Source organism: Streptomyces sp. CC208A, assembly GCF_030010625.1.
Lineage (GTDB): Bacteria > Actinomycetota > Actinomycetes > Streptomycetales > Streptomycetaceae > Streptomyces.
This window is the reverse complement of sequence record NZ_JASCXN010000035.1, coordinates 30,042-47,059: the sequence shown is the minus strand read 5'-3', so window position 1 is coordinate 47,059 and position 17,018 is coordinate 30,042. Positions and strand designations below refer to the sequence as shown.

Genomic DNA, 17,018 nt, shown 5'->3' with positions numbered 1-17,018 from the left:
GTCTCAGGGGCGGCGGGCGCGCCGGAGGAGGAAGAGGGCGGAGGCCACGGCGGCGGCCTTGAGGGTCCAGGGCCAGGCCTCGGTGACGGCCGCGCCCAGGGCGTCGCCGCCGGCGGGGAGCGGCGGGCCCCAGCGGCCCTCCGTACGGCCCCACAGCCAGACGGCGGCGGTCGCGGCGGCGAGGCCGGGCAGGACGAAGACGGTCGTCTTGATCTCGCCGGGGGTGAGGCGGCGGGAGCCGTACGCGAGGAGCCAGCCGGCGGCGAGCGCGAGGAGCCAGCCGAAGACGGCGCCGGCGAGGAGGAGGGCGGCGGCGAGCAGGAGGAAGGGGTGGGCGAGGAGCCGGGTCGGTGTTCCCTCCTCTTCCGGTGCCGCTTCCGCCGGGGACTTCTCGGTGGTACGGCGGAGGCGGCGGAGCAGGCGGAGGCCGCGGCGCGCGGGGGGCTCGGGCGGGCCCGGCTCCTCCGGTTCCTCGGGGTCGGGGGCCGGGGGGCGGAACAGCTCCGGGGCCTCGACGCCGCCGACGAAGCCGGGTGCGCCGAGGTCGTCGTCGTCCTTCCACCAGTCGTCCGTCTGGGACGGGGACGGCTCGGTGGCGCGGGGGCGGGGGACGGGTGCGGTGGCGGGCTCGGCCGGAGCGTCGGACCACCATGTGGTGCGGCGCCCGGGGGGATCGGCAGGGGGGTCGACGGGGGCCGGAGCGTCCGGCTTGGCGGAGGCCGCCGCGCGGCCGACCACCTCGTCCGGGGTGCCCAGGTCGCCGAGGATGCCGCGGACGGCGGAGGGGGACTCCTTGCCGTGGGTGGCGCGACGGCGGTCGATCTCGTCGCGGAGGCCCGCGACGAGGGCTCTGCGCTCGCCCGGCGGAAGGTGCTGCTGCTGGGCCAGGTCGCCGACCCGGCTCAGGTAGTCGAAGACCATCCGGTCGCTCTCGATGCCCACGCCGCCCCTCCACGTCCGGCCGAACGCCGTCCCGGTCCTGACGGTAGCGCCTGCGCAGCGGATAACGTGGGGCGGATGGGGATCGGCGAGCTGGACCGGGAGGCGCACGTGCCCGAGGGACGTCCGAGTGGGACCGCGGGGAGCCCGCGCACGCTGGCCGAGGCGCTGCGGGCGCGCGGGGACGACGGGCTCGCCGCGCTGCTGCGGGCCCGCCCCGATCTGCTGGGGCCGGTGCCGAACGACCTGACGCAGCTGGCCACCCGCGCCGGGACCCGGGCGTCGGTGGTACGGGCCCTGGAGCGGCTCGACCGGTTCGCGCTCCAGGTGGCGGAGGTGCTGGCGGTGGCGCCGGACCCGACGCCGTACCCGGCCCTGCTCGGCCTGTTCAGGGGCGACCACGAGGCACCGGACGCCGAGGCACCGGACGCCGAGGCGACGGAGATCGAGGAGGCGCTGCCCCGCGCGGTGGCGCTGCTGCGCGAGCAGGCGCTGGTGTGGGGCGACGACGACCGGCTGCGGCTGGTGCGGACGGCCCGCGAACTGCTCTCCCCGTCGCCGCAGCACCCCTCCCCCACCGGCCTCGGCCCGACCGTCGCGGAGGCGACGGCCGGGATGTCGCCGGGGCGGCTGCAGGAGATCGTGGCGGCGGCCGGGCTGCCGTCCACGCACGACCCGGTGTCGGCGGTCGCCGCGCTCACCGCGCTCTTCACCGACCGGAAGCGGATGGGGGCGCTGCTCGACACGGCGCCGCCGGAGGCCCTCGCGGTCCTCGACCGCCTGGTGTGGGGGCCGCCGTACGGCGAGGTGACGGCGAAGCCGACGCCGCCGGTGGGCTGGCTGCGCGACCGGGGGCTGCTGCTTCCGGTGTCGCCGCGGACGGTGGTGCTGCCCCGCGAGGCGGCGCTGCACCTGCGCGGCGGGCGGGCGCACCGGGCGCCGGAGCCGCGCGCGCCCGAGGTGGGGGTGGCCCGCGAGTACCGTCCCCAGGTTGTGGACGGCGCCGCCGCCGGGCAGGCGTACGCGGCGCTCGCCACCATCGAGGAACTGCTGAAGTCCTGGGACCACGGCGGCCCACCCGTGCTGCGGGCCGGCGGGCTCTCGGTGCGGGACCTGAGGCGGACGGCGACGGTCCTGGACGTGCCCGAGCCGGTGGCGGCCTTCTGGCTGGAGCTGGCGTACGGGGCGGGGCTGCTGGCCTCGGACGGCGAGGCGGACGAGCGGTACGCGCCGACGCCCGCGTACGACGACTGGCTCGACCAGCCGCCGGCCGAGCGCTGGGTACGCCTGGCCGCCGCCTGGCTCGCGGCGACCCGCACGCCGGGCCTGGTCGGCGGGCAGGACGCGAAGGGGCGGACGCTGTCGGCGCTCGGCCCCGACCTGGACCGCGCGGCGGCGCCGGAGGTACGCCGCCGGGTCCTCGGCCTGCTGGCGGCCCTCCCGCCGGGCGCGGCGGCCGACCCGGAGACCCTCCTGGCCCGGCTCCGCTGGGAGCGTCCGACGCGCGGCGGTGCGACGGGTCCGGCCACGGAAGCCCCCCGACCCGCCGCCGACCTGCGGGAACGCCTGGCCCGCTGGACGCTGGCCGACGCCGAACTCCTGGGGATCACCGGCCGGGGGGCGCTGTCCACGGCCGCGCGGGCCCTGCTCAACCTGCCGCTGACCGAGGCCGCCTCGCCGACGGCGGAAGGCGGCGGGGTGGAGCCGGAGGTGGCGGCGGAACACGCGGCGGAGCTCCTGGAGCCGCTGCTGCCCGAGCCCGTCGACCACGTGCTCCTCCAGGCCGACCTGACGGCCGTCGCACCGGGCCCGCTGCTGCGGCCGCTGGCCGACGCGCTCGCGGTCCTGGCGGACGTGGAGTCGAAGGGTGGCGCGACGGTCTACCGGTTCACGCCCGGCTCGGTGCGGCGCGCGCTCGACACCGGGCAGACCGCCGCCGACCTGCACGCCTTCCTCGCCGCGCACTCCCGTACACCGGTGCCGCAGCCGCTCGCGTACCTCGTCGACGACGTGGCGAGGAAGCACGGCCACCTGCGGGTCGGGGCGGCGTCGGCGTACGTCCGCTGCGACGACGACGCCCTGCTCGGCGAGATCCTCGCGGACCGCCGCTCGGCGCCCCTGGGCCTGCGCCGCCTCGCCCCGACGGTCCTTGCCGCGCGGACGGACCCGGCCGCGCTCCTCGAAGGACTCCGGTCGATGGGCTACGCCCCGGCCGCCGAGTCGGCGGAGGGCGACGTCCTGATCACCCGCCCCGACGCGCACCGCACCCCGCCCCGCACGCCCCCCGCCCCCGTCCCCGACGGCCCGCCGACCCCCGACACCACCCTCCTCGCGGCGGCGGTCCGGGCGATCCGCGCCGGCGACCGCGCGGCCACGGCCGTACGCAAGGAACCCGCCGCCCCCGTCACGGCGGGCGGCCTCCCCCGCACCTCCGCCGCCGAGACCCTGGCCACCGTCCAGGCCGCGGCCCTCACCGGCTCCGCCGTCTGGATCGGCTACGTCAACGCGGAGGGCACGGCGAGCCAGCGGGTCATCGCCCCGGTGCGGGTCGAGGGCGGTTTCGTGACCGGCTACGACCACACGGCCGACGAGGTCCGGACGTACCCGCTGCACCGGATCACGGGGGTGGCGGAACTGGCGGAGGACGAGGTCTGACGGACGCGCTCAGCGGCGGGAGGCCACCAGGGCACCGGGGTCGACCTTCAGCGGGAACGGCGCGTCGACCGCCGTCTCCCGCCCGGCCTCGGCGACGAACCGCTCCACGTAATGGCCGTCCCGCAGCTCGGAGACGACCAGCGCCGGCACGGGCTCCAGTTCGAGGCGCCACAGGTGCTCGATGCCGGCCTCCGCGTAGTACGGCGGCTTGAGCAACCGGTCGGTGCGGCGGCCGGAGGACGACGGGGAGACGATCTCGACGACGAGCAGGGCGGCTTCGGCGTCGTAGGTGATCGGATCCTCGGCTGCCGCAGCGGCCTCCACGACGACGATGTCCGGGATGAACAGCCCGTCGGGCAGCACGAGGTTGACCGCCTCAAGGACCTCTGCGGGCGCTCCCGCCGCCTGGACGGCGGTGTCAAGCAGATGCCACAGCCGGGACGACGCCCGCTGGTGCTTGGTTCCCGGAGCTGGTGACATCAAGAGCGCTTCCCCCATCAATTCACGACGTTCGCCACGGTCCTCCCCCAGTGCCAGAACCTCTTCTACCGTCCAGGGCCCGTAGTGGGGATCGTGTGCAACGCTCATCACGCCACCTCCTTCTCGGAAACCGGTCGCCTTCAGTGTGGCAGCCCGCTCCGACAACGGCCCGTATACGGCCCGTATCAGGCAGACTGGAGGTTTGGCCGTCGCGGGAACGGCCCGGGAAGGACCTGATCGCACGTGAATGGGCCGCTCATCGTCCAGAGCGACAAGACGCTTCTCCTGGAGGTCGACCACGAGCTCGCCGATGCCTGCCGGCGGGCGATCGCGCCGTTCGCGGAGCTGGAGCGGGCGCCCGAGCACATCCACACGTACCGGGTGACGCCGCTCGGCCTGTGGAACGCGCGGGCCGCCGGTCACGACGCAGAGCAGGTCGTGGACGCGCTCGTGGAGTACTCCCGCTACCCGGTGCCGCACGCGCTGCTCGTCGACATCGCCGAGACGATGGACCGCTACGGGCGGCTCACGCTCACCAAGCACCCGGCGCACGGGCTCGTCCTGACCACGACCGACCGGCCCGTCCTGGAGGAGATCCTGCGGTCGAAGCGGGTGCAGCCGCTGGTCGGGGTGCGGATCGACGCGGACACGGTCGCGGTGCACCCGTCCGAGCGCGGCCAGATCAAGCAGACGCTGTTGAAGCTGGGCTGGCCCGCCGAGGACCTCGCCGGGTACGTGGACGGCGAGGCGCACCCGATCGAGCTCGCCGAGGACGGCTGGAGCCTGCGGCCGTACCAGCAGCACGCCGTCGAGGGCTTCTGGCACGGCGGCTCCGGCGTCGTCGTGCTGCCCTGCGGCGCGGGGAAGACGCTGGTCGGCGCCGGGGCGATGGCGAAGGCGAAGGCGACGACGCTGATCCTCGTCACCAACACCGTCTCCGCCCGGCAGTGGAAGAACGAGCTGGTGCGGCGCACCTCGCTGACCGAGGACGAGATCGGCGAGTACAGCGGGACGAAGAAGGAGATCCGGCCCGTCACCATCGCCACGTACCAGGTGCTGACCACGAAGCGGAAGGGCGTCTACCCGCACCTGGAACTCTTCGACTCCCGGGACTGGGGCCTGATCGTCTACGACGAGGTGCACCTGCTGCCCGCGCCGGTCTTCAAGTTCACCGCCGACCTCCAGGCGCGGCGCCGCCTCGGCCTCACGGCGACGCTCGTGCGCGAGGACGGCAAGGAGGCGGACGTCTTCTCGCTCATCGGGCCGAAGCGGTTCGACGCGCCGTGGAAGGAGATCGAGGCCCAGGGGTACATCGCACCCGCCGACTGCGTCGAGGTCCGGGTGAACCTCACGGACTCGGAGCGGCTCGCGTACGCGACGGCCGAGGCGGAGGAGAAGTACCGCTTCTGCGCGACGACGGCGACGAAGCGGAGGGTCACGGAAGCCCTGGTGAGGAAGTTCGCCGGGCAGCAGATCCTCGTCATCGGCCAGTACATCGACCAGCTCGACGAGCTCGGCGCCCACCTCGACGCCCCGGTCATCAAGGGCGAGACGTCCAACAAGGAGCGGGAGCGGCTCTTCGACGCGTTCCGCAACGGCGAGATCAACGTCCTCGTCGTGTCGAAGGTCGCGAACTTCTCCATCGACCTGCCCGAGGCCACGGTCGCCATCCAGGTCTCCGGCACCTTCGGCTCCCGCCAGGAGGAGGCCCAGCGCCTCGGCCGCGTCCTGCGCCCGAAGGCGGACGGCCACCAGGCGCACTTCTACTCGGTCGTCGCCCGCGACACCATCGACCAGGACTTCGCCGCACACCGGCAGCGGTTCCTGGCGGAGCAGGGGTACGCGTACCGGATCGTGGACGCGGACGAGCTGCTGGCGCCGTAGGAAGCTCAGTCCATCAGCGCCAGGACCGGGCCCGCGAGGGCCAGGGCGTACTGGGCGGCGACGAGGGCGCGGCGGGGCACGGCGAGGGCCACCACGCCCGCCACGGCGGCGAGGCCCACGGCCCAGAAGCCGGCCGTGACGAAGCCCCCGCCGACGCCGTCGTCGGAGATCGCGTCGGTGAGGGTGACCACCATGGTCGCCACCCAGCAGGCCGCGACGAGCAGCAGGCCGATGCCCGCGATGACGCGGAGCGCGGTGGCGCTCGGGGCGTAGGGGTCGGTGGCGGGAGCGGTGCTCCGGTCGGCTGTGGAGTGCTGCGGCGTCGTCATGGCCCCACCCCATCACCGTGCCGGGGCCGCCGGCAGGCGTGCGCGTACTCAGTCGGGGCCGGGCGCGTACTCAGGCCGGGGGTTCCTGACGCCCGCCCCGCAGGGGCCGGGGTCGCCGAGGAGGGCCACGCTCACGGCGGCGCCGCCGAAGGCGCGTACCGCACGGAGGGCGGACACGGCCAGCCGGCGGGGGTGGGGGTGGGGGTGGGGGCGGGGGCGGGAGACGGTGGTCGCGGAGGTGAAGGTCGTCGCGGTCATGACTCCATCCTCCAATCCGGACATGCCGGACACATCGGCCTGGGGGTGGAACCGGGGTCCCCCTCACGGCGGACCCCTCCCCCTACGGAAAACGGATTCGCACCGGACCCCGGCCGGGGTTAGACTCACCGGCTTCCCCGCCTCCCGCCGGTGTACTCCGCGCGCGGAGAGCGCCGCCGTCCGGTCGGAAACCGGCGGCCACATCGACGTGTCCGCGTAACCACCTGCCCGGAGGCCTCACCGTGTCCGCAGCCGTGCCCGACGTACCCGGCATGCCCGCCGACGACCCCCTCGTACGCGAGCGCGCCCACCTCTCCGCCTCCCGTGCCGCCCTGCGCGCGATGCGCGAGGAGGTGGAGGCGCTGGACATCAAGGACGTCACCGCGAACTGGGTGAACTCGATCGTCCTGGAGCGGCAGATCGAGGACCGCATCAAGGCGCTCGCCGACCTCGCCCACACCCCGCTCTTCTTCGGCCGCCTCGACTACCTGCCGCCCACCCAGCACGGGCAGCCCGTCGCCGGAGGCGACTCAATCGGCACTGTCTACATCGGCCGGCGGCACGTCCACGACGCCCACGGCGACCCGATGGTCATCGACTGGCGCGCGCCGGTCTCGCAGCCGTACTACCAGGCGTCGAAGAAGGACCCGCAGGACGTGGGGCTTCGCCGCCGCTTCGGCTACACGGGCGGCGAGCTCACCGCGTACGAGGACGAACGCCTCTCCGACCCGGCGGAGCTGGAGCGCGCCAGCCGGCTGCTCCAGGCGGAGATCGAGCGGCCGCGCGTCGGCCCCATGCGGGACATCGTGGCGACGATCCAGCCGGAGCAGGACGAGATCGTCCGCTCCGACCTGTCGGGCACGCTGTGCGTGCAGGGAGGCCCGGGCACCGGGAAGACGGCCGTCGGCCTCCACCGTGTCGCCTACCTCCTCTACGCCCACCGGGAACGCCTGGCCCGCACCGGCACCCTCGTCATCGGCCCGAACCGCTCCTTCCTCCAGTACATCGAGCAGGTGCTGCCCGCCCTCGGCGAGCTGGAGGTGAAGCAGGCGACCGTCGACGACCTGGTGGCGCACGTGGAGGTGCGCGGTACGGACGAGGCGGCGACGGCGGTCGTGAAGGGCGACGCCCGGATGGCGGAGGTGCTGCGGCGCGCGGTGTGGTCGCACGTGAAGCCGCCGACGGAGCCGCTGATGGTGGTGCGCGGTTCGCGCCGCTGGCGGGTCCCGTCGTACGAACTGGAGGAGATGGTACGGGAGCTGACGGAGCGTGACATCCGTTACGGCGCCGCCCGCGAGGCCCTGCCGCAGCGCATCGCGCACGCGGTCCTGGTCAGGATGGAGCAGGCGGGCGAGGCGCCCGACGACCGGGTGCAGAACGCGGTGGCCCGCAACGCGGCCGTGAAGGCCGTGGTGAAGGAGTGCTGGCCGCCGGTCGACCCGGCGAAGCTGGTGCTGCGGCTCCTGAGCGACGCGGAGTTCCTGGCCGAGCACGCGGAGGGCATGCTGAGCGAGGAGGAGCAGAAGCTGCTCCTCTGGGCGAAGCCGGGCCGGAGCGTGAAGACGGCGAAGTGGTCGGCGGCGGACACGGTCCTGATCGACGAGGCGACGGACCTCGTCGAGCGGACCCCGTCGCTCGGCCACGTGGTCCTCGACGAGGCGCAGGACCTCTCCCCCATGCAGTACCGGGCGGTCGGCCGCCGCTGCACGACCGGCTCGGCGACGGTCCTCGGCGACCTGGCACAGGGCACCACCCCGTGGGCCACGGCGAGTTGGGAGCAGGCGCTGAAGCACCTCGGCAAGCCGGACTCCCGGATCGAGGAACTGACGGCCGGCTTCCGCGTGCCGACCGAGGTCATCGCGTACGCCTCCCGGCTGCTGCCGCACATGGCGCCGGGGCTCGCGCCGGTGGAGTCGGTACGGGAGAACCCGGGCGCGTTCGAGATCCGGGCGGCGATCGCGGACGCCTCCGCCGAGGCCGTGGTGTCGGCCTGCGTGGACGCGCTCGCGCACGAGGGCTCGATCGGCCTGATCGCCGCCGACGCGCGCATCGCCCCGCTGGCGGCGGCACTGGACGCGGCGGGGATGCCGTACCTCTCCCCCGGCGAGGAGACGACCGCCGAGTCCCGCCTCACGCTCGTCCCTGCGTCGCTGGCGAAGGGCCTGGAGTACGACTACGTGGTCCTCGACGAACCGGCCGCCGTCGTCGACGGCGAACCCGACGAACGCACCGGCCTGCGCCGCCTGTACGTGGCCCTCACCCGAGCCGTCTCCGGCCTGACGGTCGTCCACGCGGCGCCCCTGCCGGAGCAGCTGGCCTGAGGCCTCAGGCGTACTCGGACAGCGCCTGCGTCCAGGCCCGCCGGGCGACGGCGGCGAGGACGGGGTTCGGGGTGGGCGCGGTGCCGGGCCCGCCGAGGTCGCCGTAGTAGTGGTCGGTGACGATCCCCCAGCACAGCGCCCAGCCCCGCCCGCGCGCCCAGGTGGCGTCGTCGACGGCGGAGGCGGCGCGGAAGAGGGGGCGGGTGGCGGGGGTGAGGAGGGTCCAGGCGGGGAGGAGGTCGGCGGCGGGGTCGCCGACGCCGAGCCCGCCGAAGTCGATGACGGCGCTGAGCCGCCCGCCGCAGGTGAGGAGGTTGCCGGGCAGCAGGTCGCCGTGGAGCCAGACCGGCTCCCGGTCCCATGCGGGCAGCGCCAGGACCTCCTCCCAGACGTCGAGCGCGGCGCGCCCGTCGAGCAGTCCGGCGGCGGCGAGCGCGGCGACGGCGGGCGGGAAGGCGCCCCCCTCCCACTCGGTGACGGCCCCACCCCGGAAGGACCGGGGCCCGCTGGTGGCGTCGGCGGCCCGCAAGGCCACTCCGAACCGCCCCAACTCCTCGGCGGCGTGGGCCAGATCGGTGACGGGCGAGGCCCAGGCGTCGGCGCCGTCCAGCCACGCGTACACGCCCCACGCCCGCCCGTACCCCTCCCCGGGGACACCCGCCCCGACGGGCACCGGCACGGGCAGCGGCAGCGCGGGCGCGAGCCGGGGCAGCCAGCGCTGCTCCTTCTCCGCCTGCCCGGCCGCCCACTCCGCCTTCGGCAGCCGTACGACGAGCTCGTCACCGAGCCGGAACATCGCGTTGTCCGTCCCGGCCGAGGCCACCCGCCGCACCTCCAGGCCCGCCCACTGCGGGAACTGGGCCCGCACGAGCCGCCTCACGAGTTCTTCGTCCATTCCGTCCGCCATGCGGGGAGGCTAACGACCGAGGTCGGGGGCTCGCACCGGGTTTGACGCCCGGTCGGTGGCGTCCGTGGGCTGTCAGTCCACGGTCACGACCAGGTGAGGCGTTGTCCGTCGGGGCCGACGTGCAGCCGCATACGGTCGGCAGGCGGGCGTCCGGCCTTCTGCCACCGCGTGACACGCTCGGTGATCTCGTCCCACAGACATGCCGTGCCGCCCTGCCGGACCATCCACCGGCCGCTGTCCCGGAAGACGACCGCCCACCGCTCGGCGTCCATGTCGATCACGACGTGTTCCGTCCGTCCCTCCCGTTCCAGCGTGAGCCGCTGTGCGCGCGGCGCGGCGAACTGCGCGACGAACCGGGCGGTCCAGTCGTCGAGCGCATCCGCGCCCAGCTCGGCGGGCACCGCGTCGCCCTTGCCAAGGTTCGGCAGGATGCCCAGCGGGGGCGGGAGGTGGGGGCGGGCCAGCATGAACGAGACCTGTCCGCCGAGCACCGGGCCGGCGGCCGTGCCGTCGTCGGCGACCGTGAGCCGTACGAGTTCGGATGCGTGCATCCATCCGTCCACCGTGACCAGCACCTCACCACCGGGCCGGGTCTGCGCGAGCCAGTCGGCCGGCACGGTGTGCACACCGCACGTGGCGATCACACGGTCGTACGGCCCGCCCTCCTGGTAGCCCGCCAGTCCGTCACCAACCACGCGGGCGGGCCAGTAGCCGGCGCCCGCGAGCGCGATTCCGGCACGGGCGGACACCTCGGCGTCGACCTCGACCGTGGTCACATGGTCCTCGCCGACGACATGGCAGAGCAGCGCGGTCGAGTAGCCCGTACCCGTGCCGATCTCCAGAACGCGCGTCCCCCGGGTCGCCCGCAGGTCTTCGAGCATGCGCACGACCAGACTCGGCAGGGTGGACGACGACGAGGGGGCCGCCGCGATGCGCCCCTCGACCTGGTCGGGGAAGACGCCCCCGGCCACCTGCGTCACAAGGGTGTCGTCTTCGTAGATCCGCGCGAGCCGGGCCTCGGAATCCCCGGATGACGGTCGGTACCAGCCGCCCTCTTCGTACTCGAACCAGCCGCGCGCGAGGAATGCCTCGCGGGGCACGGACAACACGGCCGCTTCCCATTCCGGGCTACGCAGAGCACCGGCCTTGGACAGGCGTCGCGCGAGGTCGGCCCGTAGGTGTTCCGACGACAGGGGGTCACTCATGCTGACTCGCTCCGTTCTCCAACAGGTCTGCGATGGCGGTGGCGATCGGCAGTCCGGCCGCGTCTTCGAGCCACGCCCACTGGCCGTTCGGGTTGCACTCCAGAAACCACCATGCGCCGTCCTCGGTCACGGCGAAGTCGAAGGCGCCGAAGTTCAGCCCGAAGGCAGCGAGGAAGCGCGCCAACGCCCCGCGGATCTCCTCCGGGCAGGCGACTGGCTCATAGGTGAGGCTCTGGTATTCGGCTCGCCAGTCCACGACCCCGGGTGGCGCGGTGATCCGAGCGCTGAACACCTGCTCGCCGACGACGACCGCGCGCACGTCCGCCACCTTGGGCACCTGCGCCTGGAACAGGTGCGCACTGCGGCTCACCGCGCCGTCGACCTCGCCCGGCTCGACCGGGGCGGCCCAGATCCCGGCAGGCTCGCCCTCGACCTCGTACGCCCCCGCGTGCAACGGCTTGTAGATGGTCGGCTGTGCGGCGCAGAACGCCTTGGCCTCCACCGGATCGTTCGTGATCAGCGTGGCCGGGACCGCGAGCCCGACCCGGGTCGCCGCGTCGAGCTGCGCGGGCTTGTACTCCGTCCGCGCGATGGCCTGTGGATGGCTCAGGTACAGGCACCCCGGCAGCGCGCCCAGCACGCCGCCCAGGCCGCGCCGGTTCTCCCGCGCGGCGAACCGGGCCGCCTGTTCGCCGCTCCCCGTCGGGTAGGGACTCGGCCGACGGTGGTACAGGGCGCGTACGGCGGACAGGTCGGCCGTACGGTCCCCGACCGTCAGCCGCCCGCCCCATCCCCCAGCCCCGACGCGCGCGACGAGCGCCACGGGCGACGGGAAGTCGTGCCCCGGGTCGAACCGGAGGACGGGCACCCGGCGCCGGTTCAGTTCGGCGATGACCAGATCAGCGGTTGCGTCCTCGAACTCCGTGCAGACCAGCACCGGGCGTCCGTCCATGGCGCTGCCCCCCCCTAGTCCTGTGTCGCGTCGTGGCCGGAGTCGCTGTCCATCTTGCCGTCCTTACCGACCTGTGTCGGCGGGTAGGTATTCACGCTCGTGCCGTGCTTGCCGAGTTCGGCCGGCGTCATCGCTCCGTCCTCCCCGATCCATCGGCCGGTCTGCGTGGCCGGGTCGATGCCCGCGTACCGCCACGGCGAGGGAGAACCGTTGCGCAGCGGAGTCATCCGGCGCAGCCCCCACGGGGCCGGTGCGGTGGTCTCCGTATCTGCGAGGCTCGTCTGCAAGTCTCCTCCTTGGTCGCTTCATACGGTGGTGTCGTGCAGGGCCCGTCCCGGTCGGCGCTCGACCCGTCTGCTCTCGACAGGACTTCGGGCGGATGATCCGACCGGCACGGGGTGGTGCCCGCGCCCCTGACGGGGGTCGGTGCGGGAGAACCCGTCACCAGGTCAGCCTCGGCAGGGGGCGGAGTCTTCAGAGGTAGAGCTGTCGTCTGCAGTCCCGGCAGTGGGTCTTGCCGTCGCGCTTCTCGGTCTGCCGGTGCTCACATGTCCTGGGCCCGGTCGCCGCGCCTCCCCTGTCGGCAGGGGCGGGATCGCCGCGCCCGTCCCGGTCGTGCGCCTGGAGGCGCACCATGTGGTCGAGCTCCGCGATGCACGGCCCGCAGGCGTACACGTCTCCCGTCGCCCCGGGCGTGGTCACCGAGCCGACCCACAGCACGGCCACGCCCTCGCGGCGGCAGAACAGCCAACACGCCCCTGTCACCCACGCGTTGCCGTCGCCCGCCTGCGCGGCCAGGGGCCACGCTTCGCGCCACGGGCGCTCGACAGACGGGGAGAACATCACGCCGCGCCCCCGCTCGCCCACGCGAGTCCGGCCAGTTCCGCCAGTTCCGCCAGTTCCGCCGGGGGGCGCATCACCGCGTAGTCGCCGAAGTTACGGCGGTAGCGCCGGTGGCCCGTCTCCTGCGTGTGCCTGCGCTGCCACTCCTCGACCGGCCCCGGGCCGCTGTACGTACCGGACTCCGCGCCGCACTCGGCATCGTCGCCGGACACGCAGCGCGCCTCGTACTCAGGCTCTGCCGTCGCGTCCTGCTCGATCGCGAAGGAGACGTAGCGGAACACGCGCCTCGTCACCGCACCGCTCCCCTCTCGATGACCGCCGCCAGCTCTAGGACCACGGGGGCGGAGCAGTCGCCGAGGGCCACCAGGGCGTACCTGGCGCCGTCGACGCGCGACGGAGTACACACATCCATCGCGGGGAGCTGGATGCCTGCCTGCCGCAGGGCCGCGCAGAGGGCGTCGCGCGCGTCCTCGGCTTCCCTGATCTTCCCTGCCGTCCGCCGCTCCGTCGCCATGTCGTCCACTCCGTCACTCCGTACGGGTCGCTTGTCCGTGTGCTCTGTGTGACCACCTCCTCACACCATGGCTGCGAAGTGCGTACGCTCGACAGGTCTGGAGCCATTCCAACGAATGCGGAATACCGGGGAGTTGAACAGGTGAGCGAAGGAGCTGACCAGGGACGGGAGCCCGCGAACGGTGCCGTGTACTTCGGTGAGGAGGTGAAGGCGCTACGAGAGGCGCTGGGGCTGTCGCAGACGGAGTTCGCCGACAAGCTGCACTACCAGCAGGCGCAAGTGAGCAAGGTCGAGAACGGGACCGTACTCGCGTCCGAGGCCTTCGCGGAGGCGATGGACCGCGTGGCCGGCACGCCGGGCACGTACGCCCGCCTTCGCGCCAAGCTGAGCAAGCGAGGGCACCCTGAGTGGTTCATCCCCTACGTGGAGCTTGAGAAGACCGCGGCGAAGGTCGAGGACTACTCGAACGCGTTCATCATGGGCGTGCTCCAGACGGAGGAGTACGCCGAAGCCGTCTTCCGAGCCGCACACCCGCGCGAGACGGACGCGCAGATCAAGCACAGGGTCGAACTCCGGCTGCGCCGTCGCGAGATCCTGGAGCGTGAGGCTCCGCCTCTTCTGTGGGTGATCCTTCACGAATCGGTCCTGCGATCGGTCGTCGGCAGCTCCGCCGTCATGGTGGGACAGCTTGAGCACTTGCTCAGGATGGCAGCCAGCCCCCATGTCTCCCTGCAAGTCCTGCGGTTCACAGCGGGTGCCCCCGCGTCGGGACTCCCGTTTATCCTGCTCACGCAAGCCGACGGGACAACGGTCCTGTACTCGGAGACGACGGGGCAGGGGCACGTGAACGACTCCACAGCGGCCGTACGTGAGTGGACGGCCACGTACGAGCGGCTACGCGCTTCGGCCGAGTCAGAGGCCCGGTCACTGCGCCTTATCCACTCGATCATGGAGGAGCACGCGAATGAGCAGCACACCGGACCCGCGTGACATGCGCTGGGTCAGCAGCACGTACAGCGACGGTCAGGGCGGCAACTGCATCCAATGGGCGCCCGACCACGCACGAGCCACCGACGAGTTCCTGGTCCGTGACAGCAAGGACCCGAACGGCCCGCGCCTGACCCTGAGCCGTGAGGGGTTCGCCGGTCTCGTGGAGCTCGCCAAGCACCACGGATGACCCGCGCCCCCGTCGGCCCCGAGTGACCGGCCCTCGTCGGCCACACCTCGCCGACCGCCCCTCGTACGACGACGGTGCCCCGTACAGCGAGCCGTGCCCGTACGAGGAGAATGCCGCCCAGTAATCCAGGCGCATGAAGCCCCCGCCCCGGAGCGATCCGGACCAGCGGGGGTTTCGTCGCCTCAGATCACCGGCGGCCGGCCCAGCCGGGTCATCCGCCACACGGTCCGCCACCGCATCGGGCGTCGCGGCGGGCACGGCACGCGTACCCCTTCGAAGAATCCGGCCCACCACTCCCTGAGCCCGGCCAGCGGGGGCCGCTGCACCACCGTGTAAGCCGCCCACGTGGTGAGGTACAAGGGCACGAGGACGGCGGGCAGGTGGCGCTTGGCCAGCCAGACGCGGTTGCGGCCGGTATTGCGGTAGTAGACGGCGTGGCGGGACGCTGCGGTACGCGGGTGTTGCAGGACGATCTCGGCCCGGTAGTCGATCTCCCATCCGGCGTCGAGCGCGCGCCAGGCGAAGTCGGTTTCCTCATGCGCGTAGAAGAACTGCGCCGGAAAGTCACCGACCTGGTCGATCACGCTCATGCGGATGGCGTGGGCTCCGCCCGGGAACGTGGTGACCGGGCCGGACAGGTGCGGGTCGGCACCGCCGAGGCGCGGGACGTGCCTGCGCTGGCTGACGCCTTCCTCGTCCACGATCCGGAAGCTCACGATGCCCAGGCGCGGGTTCTCGGCGAACGCTTCGCGGACCAGGCGGAGGGTGTCGGTGCGGGGCAGCATCCCGTCGTCGTCCAGGACCACGACGACGTCCACGCCACCGTGTTCGCGCAGCGCCTGCACGCCCTCGTTCCGGCCGCCGGGAATGCCGAGGTTCTCAGGCAGTTCGACGCCCAGGACGCCTTCCGGGAGCCGCGGGAGCTTCACGCCCTGGCCCAGTACGACAACCGTCGCGGGATCGCCTTCCTGCTTCGCCACCGAGTCAAGGAGCGCCAGGAGTTCCTGGGGCCGGTCGCCCATCGTCAGCACCACCACGCCCACGTTCATGGCGTCCACTTCCTGTTCGTTCGTGCTCGGGCCGCAGTAGCTCGGCCGCCTTCTGCTCCGGGCTTCTCGCGCCGGTCACGCCGCGCTTGCGGTACCCGGCCGCCGTTGAACACATCGTCTTGATCTCCCGCCGGTTACGGTGGGAGACCACACCGTCCATGAAGTCCAGGGAACGGCTCCGCAGGCCCGCGGCCTCCTCGTGGCGGTGCTGGGCGGCCACCGTTTCCCCCAGGTTGGCCATGGTCAGGCCGTGCACGCGCTGGTAGGTGTCCGGCGTGCGGTTCGCCGACGCGGCGCGGTAGTGCCGATCGGCCACCGAGTAGTCCTTCATCGCGGTCGGCTCCACGCAGGCTCAGGGCGGACTTTCCTGGGCTGAGCCCCGGCCGGGGCGCGGCTCGCCACGCCCCGGCGGTGCGCGACGCCCGGTAAAGAACGGTGGGAAAGGAACTACCCAACCCGCCCCCTCCGTCCCCCAACTGCCCTGCTCACACGATCGGGTGACGGAATGTCCGGAACTCGGACGGGTGCGGTACGGTCGGCTTCGACAGGCGCATACACAATTCAGCCCCCGGCAGGACGGCAATCCTGACGAGGGCCTACCGATCAGGAAGTCGAGACCTTCCCAATGGATGCTTCGCAGTCTAACGCGGCCATGCCCGCTTCCCCCGCTCCCTTCGAGATCCCTGCCGACGCTCCACGCTCAGGGGTGATCCATGTGCGGCACCGGCACCGTGACCGGTTCACCGTCGTGGGCAACCACCTGGCCCAGCATCCGACGCTCTCGGGGCTTGCCATCGGGGTCGGGGTGCGCATCCAGTCGCTGCCGGACGGGGCCGACGTGTCCGTGAAGAGGCTCGCGCTGCTCCTTCCCGAGGGCGAGATCTCCATCCGGCGGGCGCTCAACGAGCTGGTGGCCGCCGGGTACTTGGAGCGGCGGCGGGTGGCGCTCGGGAGTGGGCGGTACGCCACGCGGCTGGTCTGGTACGACAAGCCCGGGGCCGCGGCGCCTGAGGCCGCGCCCGCCGCCGTATCCGTACCCGAGGACGCGGCCGCATCCGCCGCCGAGCAGACCGAGGCGCCACCGTCTCCGCCGTCTCCGCCGCCCGCGCCGCCCTCCAAGCCCGCCGCCGCGATTCTCGCGCGGCTGCGGGCGGTCGATCCCCGGCTGCTGCTGTCCTGCCGTGACGTGGAGAGGCTGGCGCCCGCCGTGGACGGGTGGCTGGCGCTCGGGATCGAGGGGGCGCAGGTCACGCGGACGCTCACGGCGGCGCTGCCGCCCGCTCATGTGCCCATTCACCATCCGGCGCGCTTTCTCGCGTACCGGCTTGCCACACAGCAGCCGCCGCCGCTGCCCGCCGGGGCACCGTCGCCGCCCCCGCTCGCGCCCCTCGTGAGCTGTGACGAGTGCGAGCGGGCCGTCAGGTCCCACGAATCGGATCCCTTGTGCGCGGAGTGCCGTTCGGTGCGCGGCGCGGAGGGCTCGTCCGCGGCCTGAGCGGTGGGGC

Annotated in this window: 19 protein-coding genes; 6 read left to right on the top strand and 13 right to left on the bottom strand. The window is 73.4% G+C overall.

The features are described from left to right. Positions 1–3 precede the first annotated feature (3 nt). Positions 4–942 (bottom strand): hypothetical protein, encoded by a 939-nt coding sequence (locus QK442_RS29770; RefSeq protein WP_282697195.1) that lies wholly within the window; start codon positions 940–942, stop codon positions 4–6. Positions 943–1,017: 75 nt separating this feature from the next. Between QK442_RS29770 and QK442_RS29765 the strand changes: the two genes are divergently transcribed. After that, on the top strand, positions 1,018–3,594 hold the full coding sequence (locus tag QK442_RS29765; RefSeq protein WP_282697194.1) for a helicase C-terminal domain-containing protein: 2,577 nt from the start codon (positions 1,018–1,020) through the stop codon (positions 3,592–3,594). Between the two features lie 9 nt (positions 3,595–3,603). Here QK442_RS29765 and QK442_RS29760 read toward each other — a convergent pair whose 3' ends face one another. Then, positions 3,604–4,182: a Uma2 family endonuclease gene (locus tag QK442_RS29760; protein ID WP_282697193.1), complete on the bottom strand. Its 579-nt coding sequence runs from the start codon at positions 4,180–4,182 to the stop codon at positions 3,604–3,606. 135 nt (positions 4,183–4,317) lie between these two features. On the opposite strand from QK442_RS29760, the gene QK442_RS29755 reads away from it, so the two are divergent. After that, positions 4,318–5,958 (top strand): DNA repair helicase XPB, encoded by a 1,641-nt coding sequence (locus QK442_RS29755; RefSeq protein ID WP_282697192.1) that lies wholly within the window; start codon positions 4,318–4,320, stop codon positions 5,956–5,958. Positions 5,959–5,963: 5 nt separating this feature from the next. Here QK442_RS29755 and QK442_RS29750 read toward each other — a convergent pair whose 3' ends face one another. Further along, entirely contained in the window at positions 5,964–6,287 is a 324-nt protein-coding gene (locus QK442_RS29750) for a hypothetical protein (protein ID WP_282697191.1), read from the bottom strand. 48 nt (positions 6,288–6,335) lie between these two features. Beyond that, entirely contained in the window at positions 6,336–6,545 is a 210-nt protein-coding gene (locus tag QK442_RS29745; protein ID WP_282697190.1) for a hypothetical protein, read from the bottom strand. 272 nt (positions 6,546–6,817) lie between these two features. Between QK442_RS29745 and QK442_RS29740 the strand changes: the two genes are divergently transcribed. After that, positions 6,818–8,866 carry a UvrD-helicase domain-containing protein gene (locus QK442_RS29740; protein ID WP_282697208.1) on the top strand — a complete coding sequence of 683 codons (2,049 nt, stop codon included), beginning with the start codon at positions 6,818–6,820 and terminating at the stop codon, positions 8,864–8,866. Between the two features lie 4 nt (positions 8,867–8,870). Here QK442_RS29740 and QK442_RS29735 read toward each other — a convergent pair whose 3' ends face one another. The 7 genes from QK442_RS29735 to QK442_RS29705 all read right to left on the bottom strand — a co-directional run bounded on the left by QK442_RS29735 (position 8,871) and on the right by QK442_RS29705 (position 13,287). Then, entirely contained in the window at positions 8,871–9,773 is a 903-nt protein-coding gene (locus QK442_RS29735) for an aminoglycoside phosphotransferase family protein (RefSeq protein WP_282697189.1), read from the bottom strand. 83 nt (positions 9,774–9,856) lie between these two features. Continuing rightward, on the bottom strand, positions 9,857–10,978 hold the full coding sequence (tgmC, locus tag QK442_RS29730) for an ATP-grasp peptide maturase system methyltransferase (protein ID WP_282697188.1): 1,122 nt from the start codon (positions 10,976–10,978) through the stop codon (positions 9,857–9,859). After that, a complete protein-coding gene (tgmB, locus tag QK442_RS29725; protein ID WP_282697187.1) occupies positions 10,971–11,930 on the bottom strand; it encodes an ATP-grasp ribosomal peptide maturase in 960 nt (319 codons plus the stop codon). The genes tgmC and tgmB overlap by 8 nt, the downstream gene beginning before the upstream one ends. Positions 11,931–11,944: 14 nt before the next feature. Beyond that, positions 11,945–12,217 (bottom strand): putative ATP-grasp-modified RiPP, encoded by a 273-nt coding sequence (tgmA, locus tag QK442_RS29720; protein ID WP_282697186.1) that lies wholly within the window; start codon positions 12,215–12,217, stop codon positions 11,945–11,947. A gap of 187 nt (positions 12,218–12,404) precedes the next feature. Then, positions 12,405–12,773: a hypothetical protein gene (locus QK442_RS29715; RefSeq protein ID WP_282697185.1), complete on the bottom strand. Its 369-nt coding sequence runs from the start codon at positions 12,771–12,773 to the stop codon at positions 12,405–12,407. Then, positions 12,773–13,066: a hypothetical protein gene (locus QK442_RS29710; protein ID WP_282697184.1), complete on the bottom strand. Its 294-nt coding sequence runs from the start codon at positions 13,064–13,066 to the stop codon at positions 12,773–12,775. Before QK442_RS29710 ends, QK442_RS29715 begins: the two co-directional genes overlap by 1 nt. After that, the gene (locus QK442_RS29705) at positions 13,063–13,287 is read right to left on the bottom strand and encodes a hypothetical protein (RefSeq protein ID WP_282697183.1); all 225 of its coding nucleotides are present in this window, start codon (positions 13,285–13,287) and stop codon (positions 13,063–13,065) included. Before QK442_RS29705 ends, QK442_RS29710 begins: the two co-directional genes overlap by 4 nt. 141 nt (positions 13,288–13,428) lie before the next feature. On the opposite strand from QK442_RS29705, the gene QK442_RS29700 reads away from it, so the two are divergent. After that, positions 13,429–14,277: a helix-turn-helix transcriptional regulator gene (locus tag QK442_RS29700; RefSeq protein ID WP_282697182.1), complete on the top strand. Its 849-nt coding sequence runs from the start codon at positions 13,429–13,431 to the stop codon at positions 14,275–14,277. After that, on the top strand, positions 14,252–14,464 hold the full coding sequence (locus QK442_RS29695) for a DUF397 domain-containing protein (protein WP_282697181.1): 213 nt from the start codon (positions 14,252–14,254) through the stop codon (positions 14,462–14,464). Before QK442_RS29700 ends, QK442_RS29695 begins: the two co-directional genes overlap by 26 nt. Positions 14,465–14,646: 182 nt before the next feature. Here QK442_RS29695 and QK442_RS29690 read toward each other — a convergent pair whose 3' ends face one another. Further along, a complete protein-coding gene (locus tag QK442_RS29690) occupies positions 14,647–15,513 on the bottom strand; it encodes a glycosyltransferase (protein ID WP_282697180.1) in 867 nt (288 codons plus the stop codon). Next, a complete protein-coding gene (locus tag QK442_RS29685; protein ID WP_282697179.1) occupies positions 15,449–15,844 on the bottom strand; it encodes a hypothetical protein in 396 nt (131 codons plus the stop codon). Before QK442_RS29685 ends, QK442_RS29690 begins: the two co-directional genes overlap by 65 nt. 375 nt (positions 15,845–16,219) lie before the next feature. Between QK442_RS29685 and QK442_RS29680 the strand changes: the two genes are divergently transcribed. Beyond that, positions 16,220–17,008: a hypothetical protein gene (locus QK442_RS29680; RefSeq protein WP_282697178.1), complete on the top strand. Its 789-nt coding sequence runs from the start codon at positions 16,220–16,222 to the stop codon at positions 17,006–17,008. Positions 17,009–17,018 lie beyond the last annotated feature (10 nt).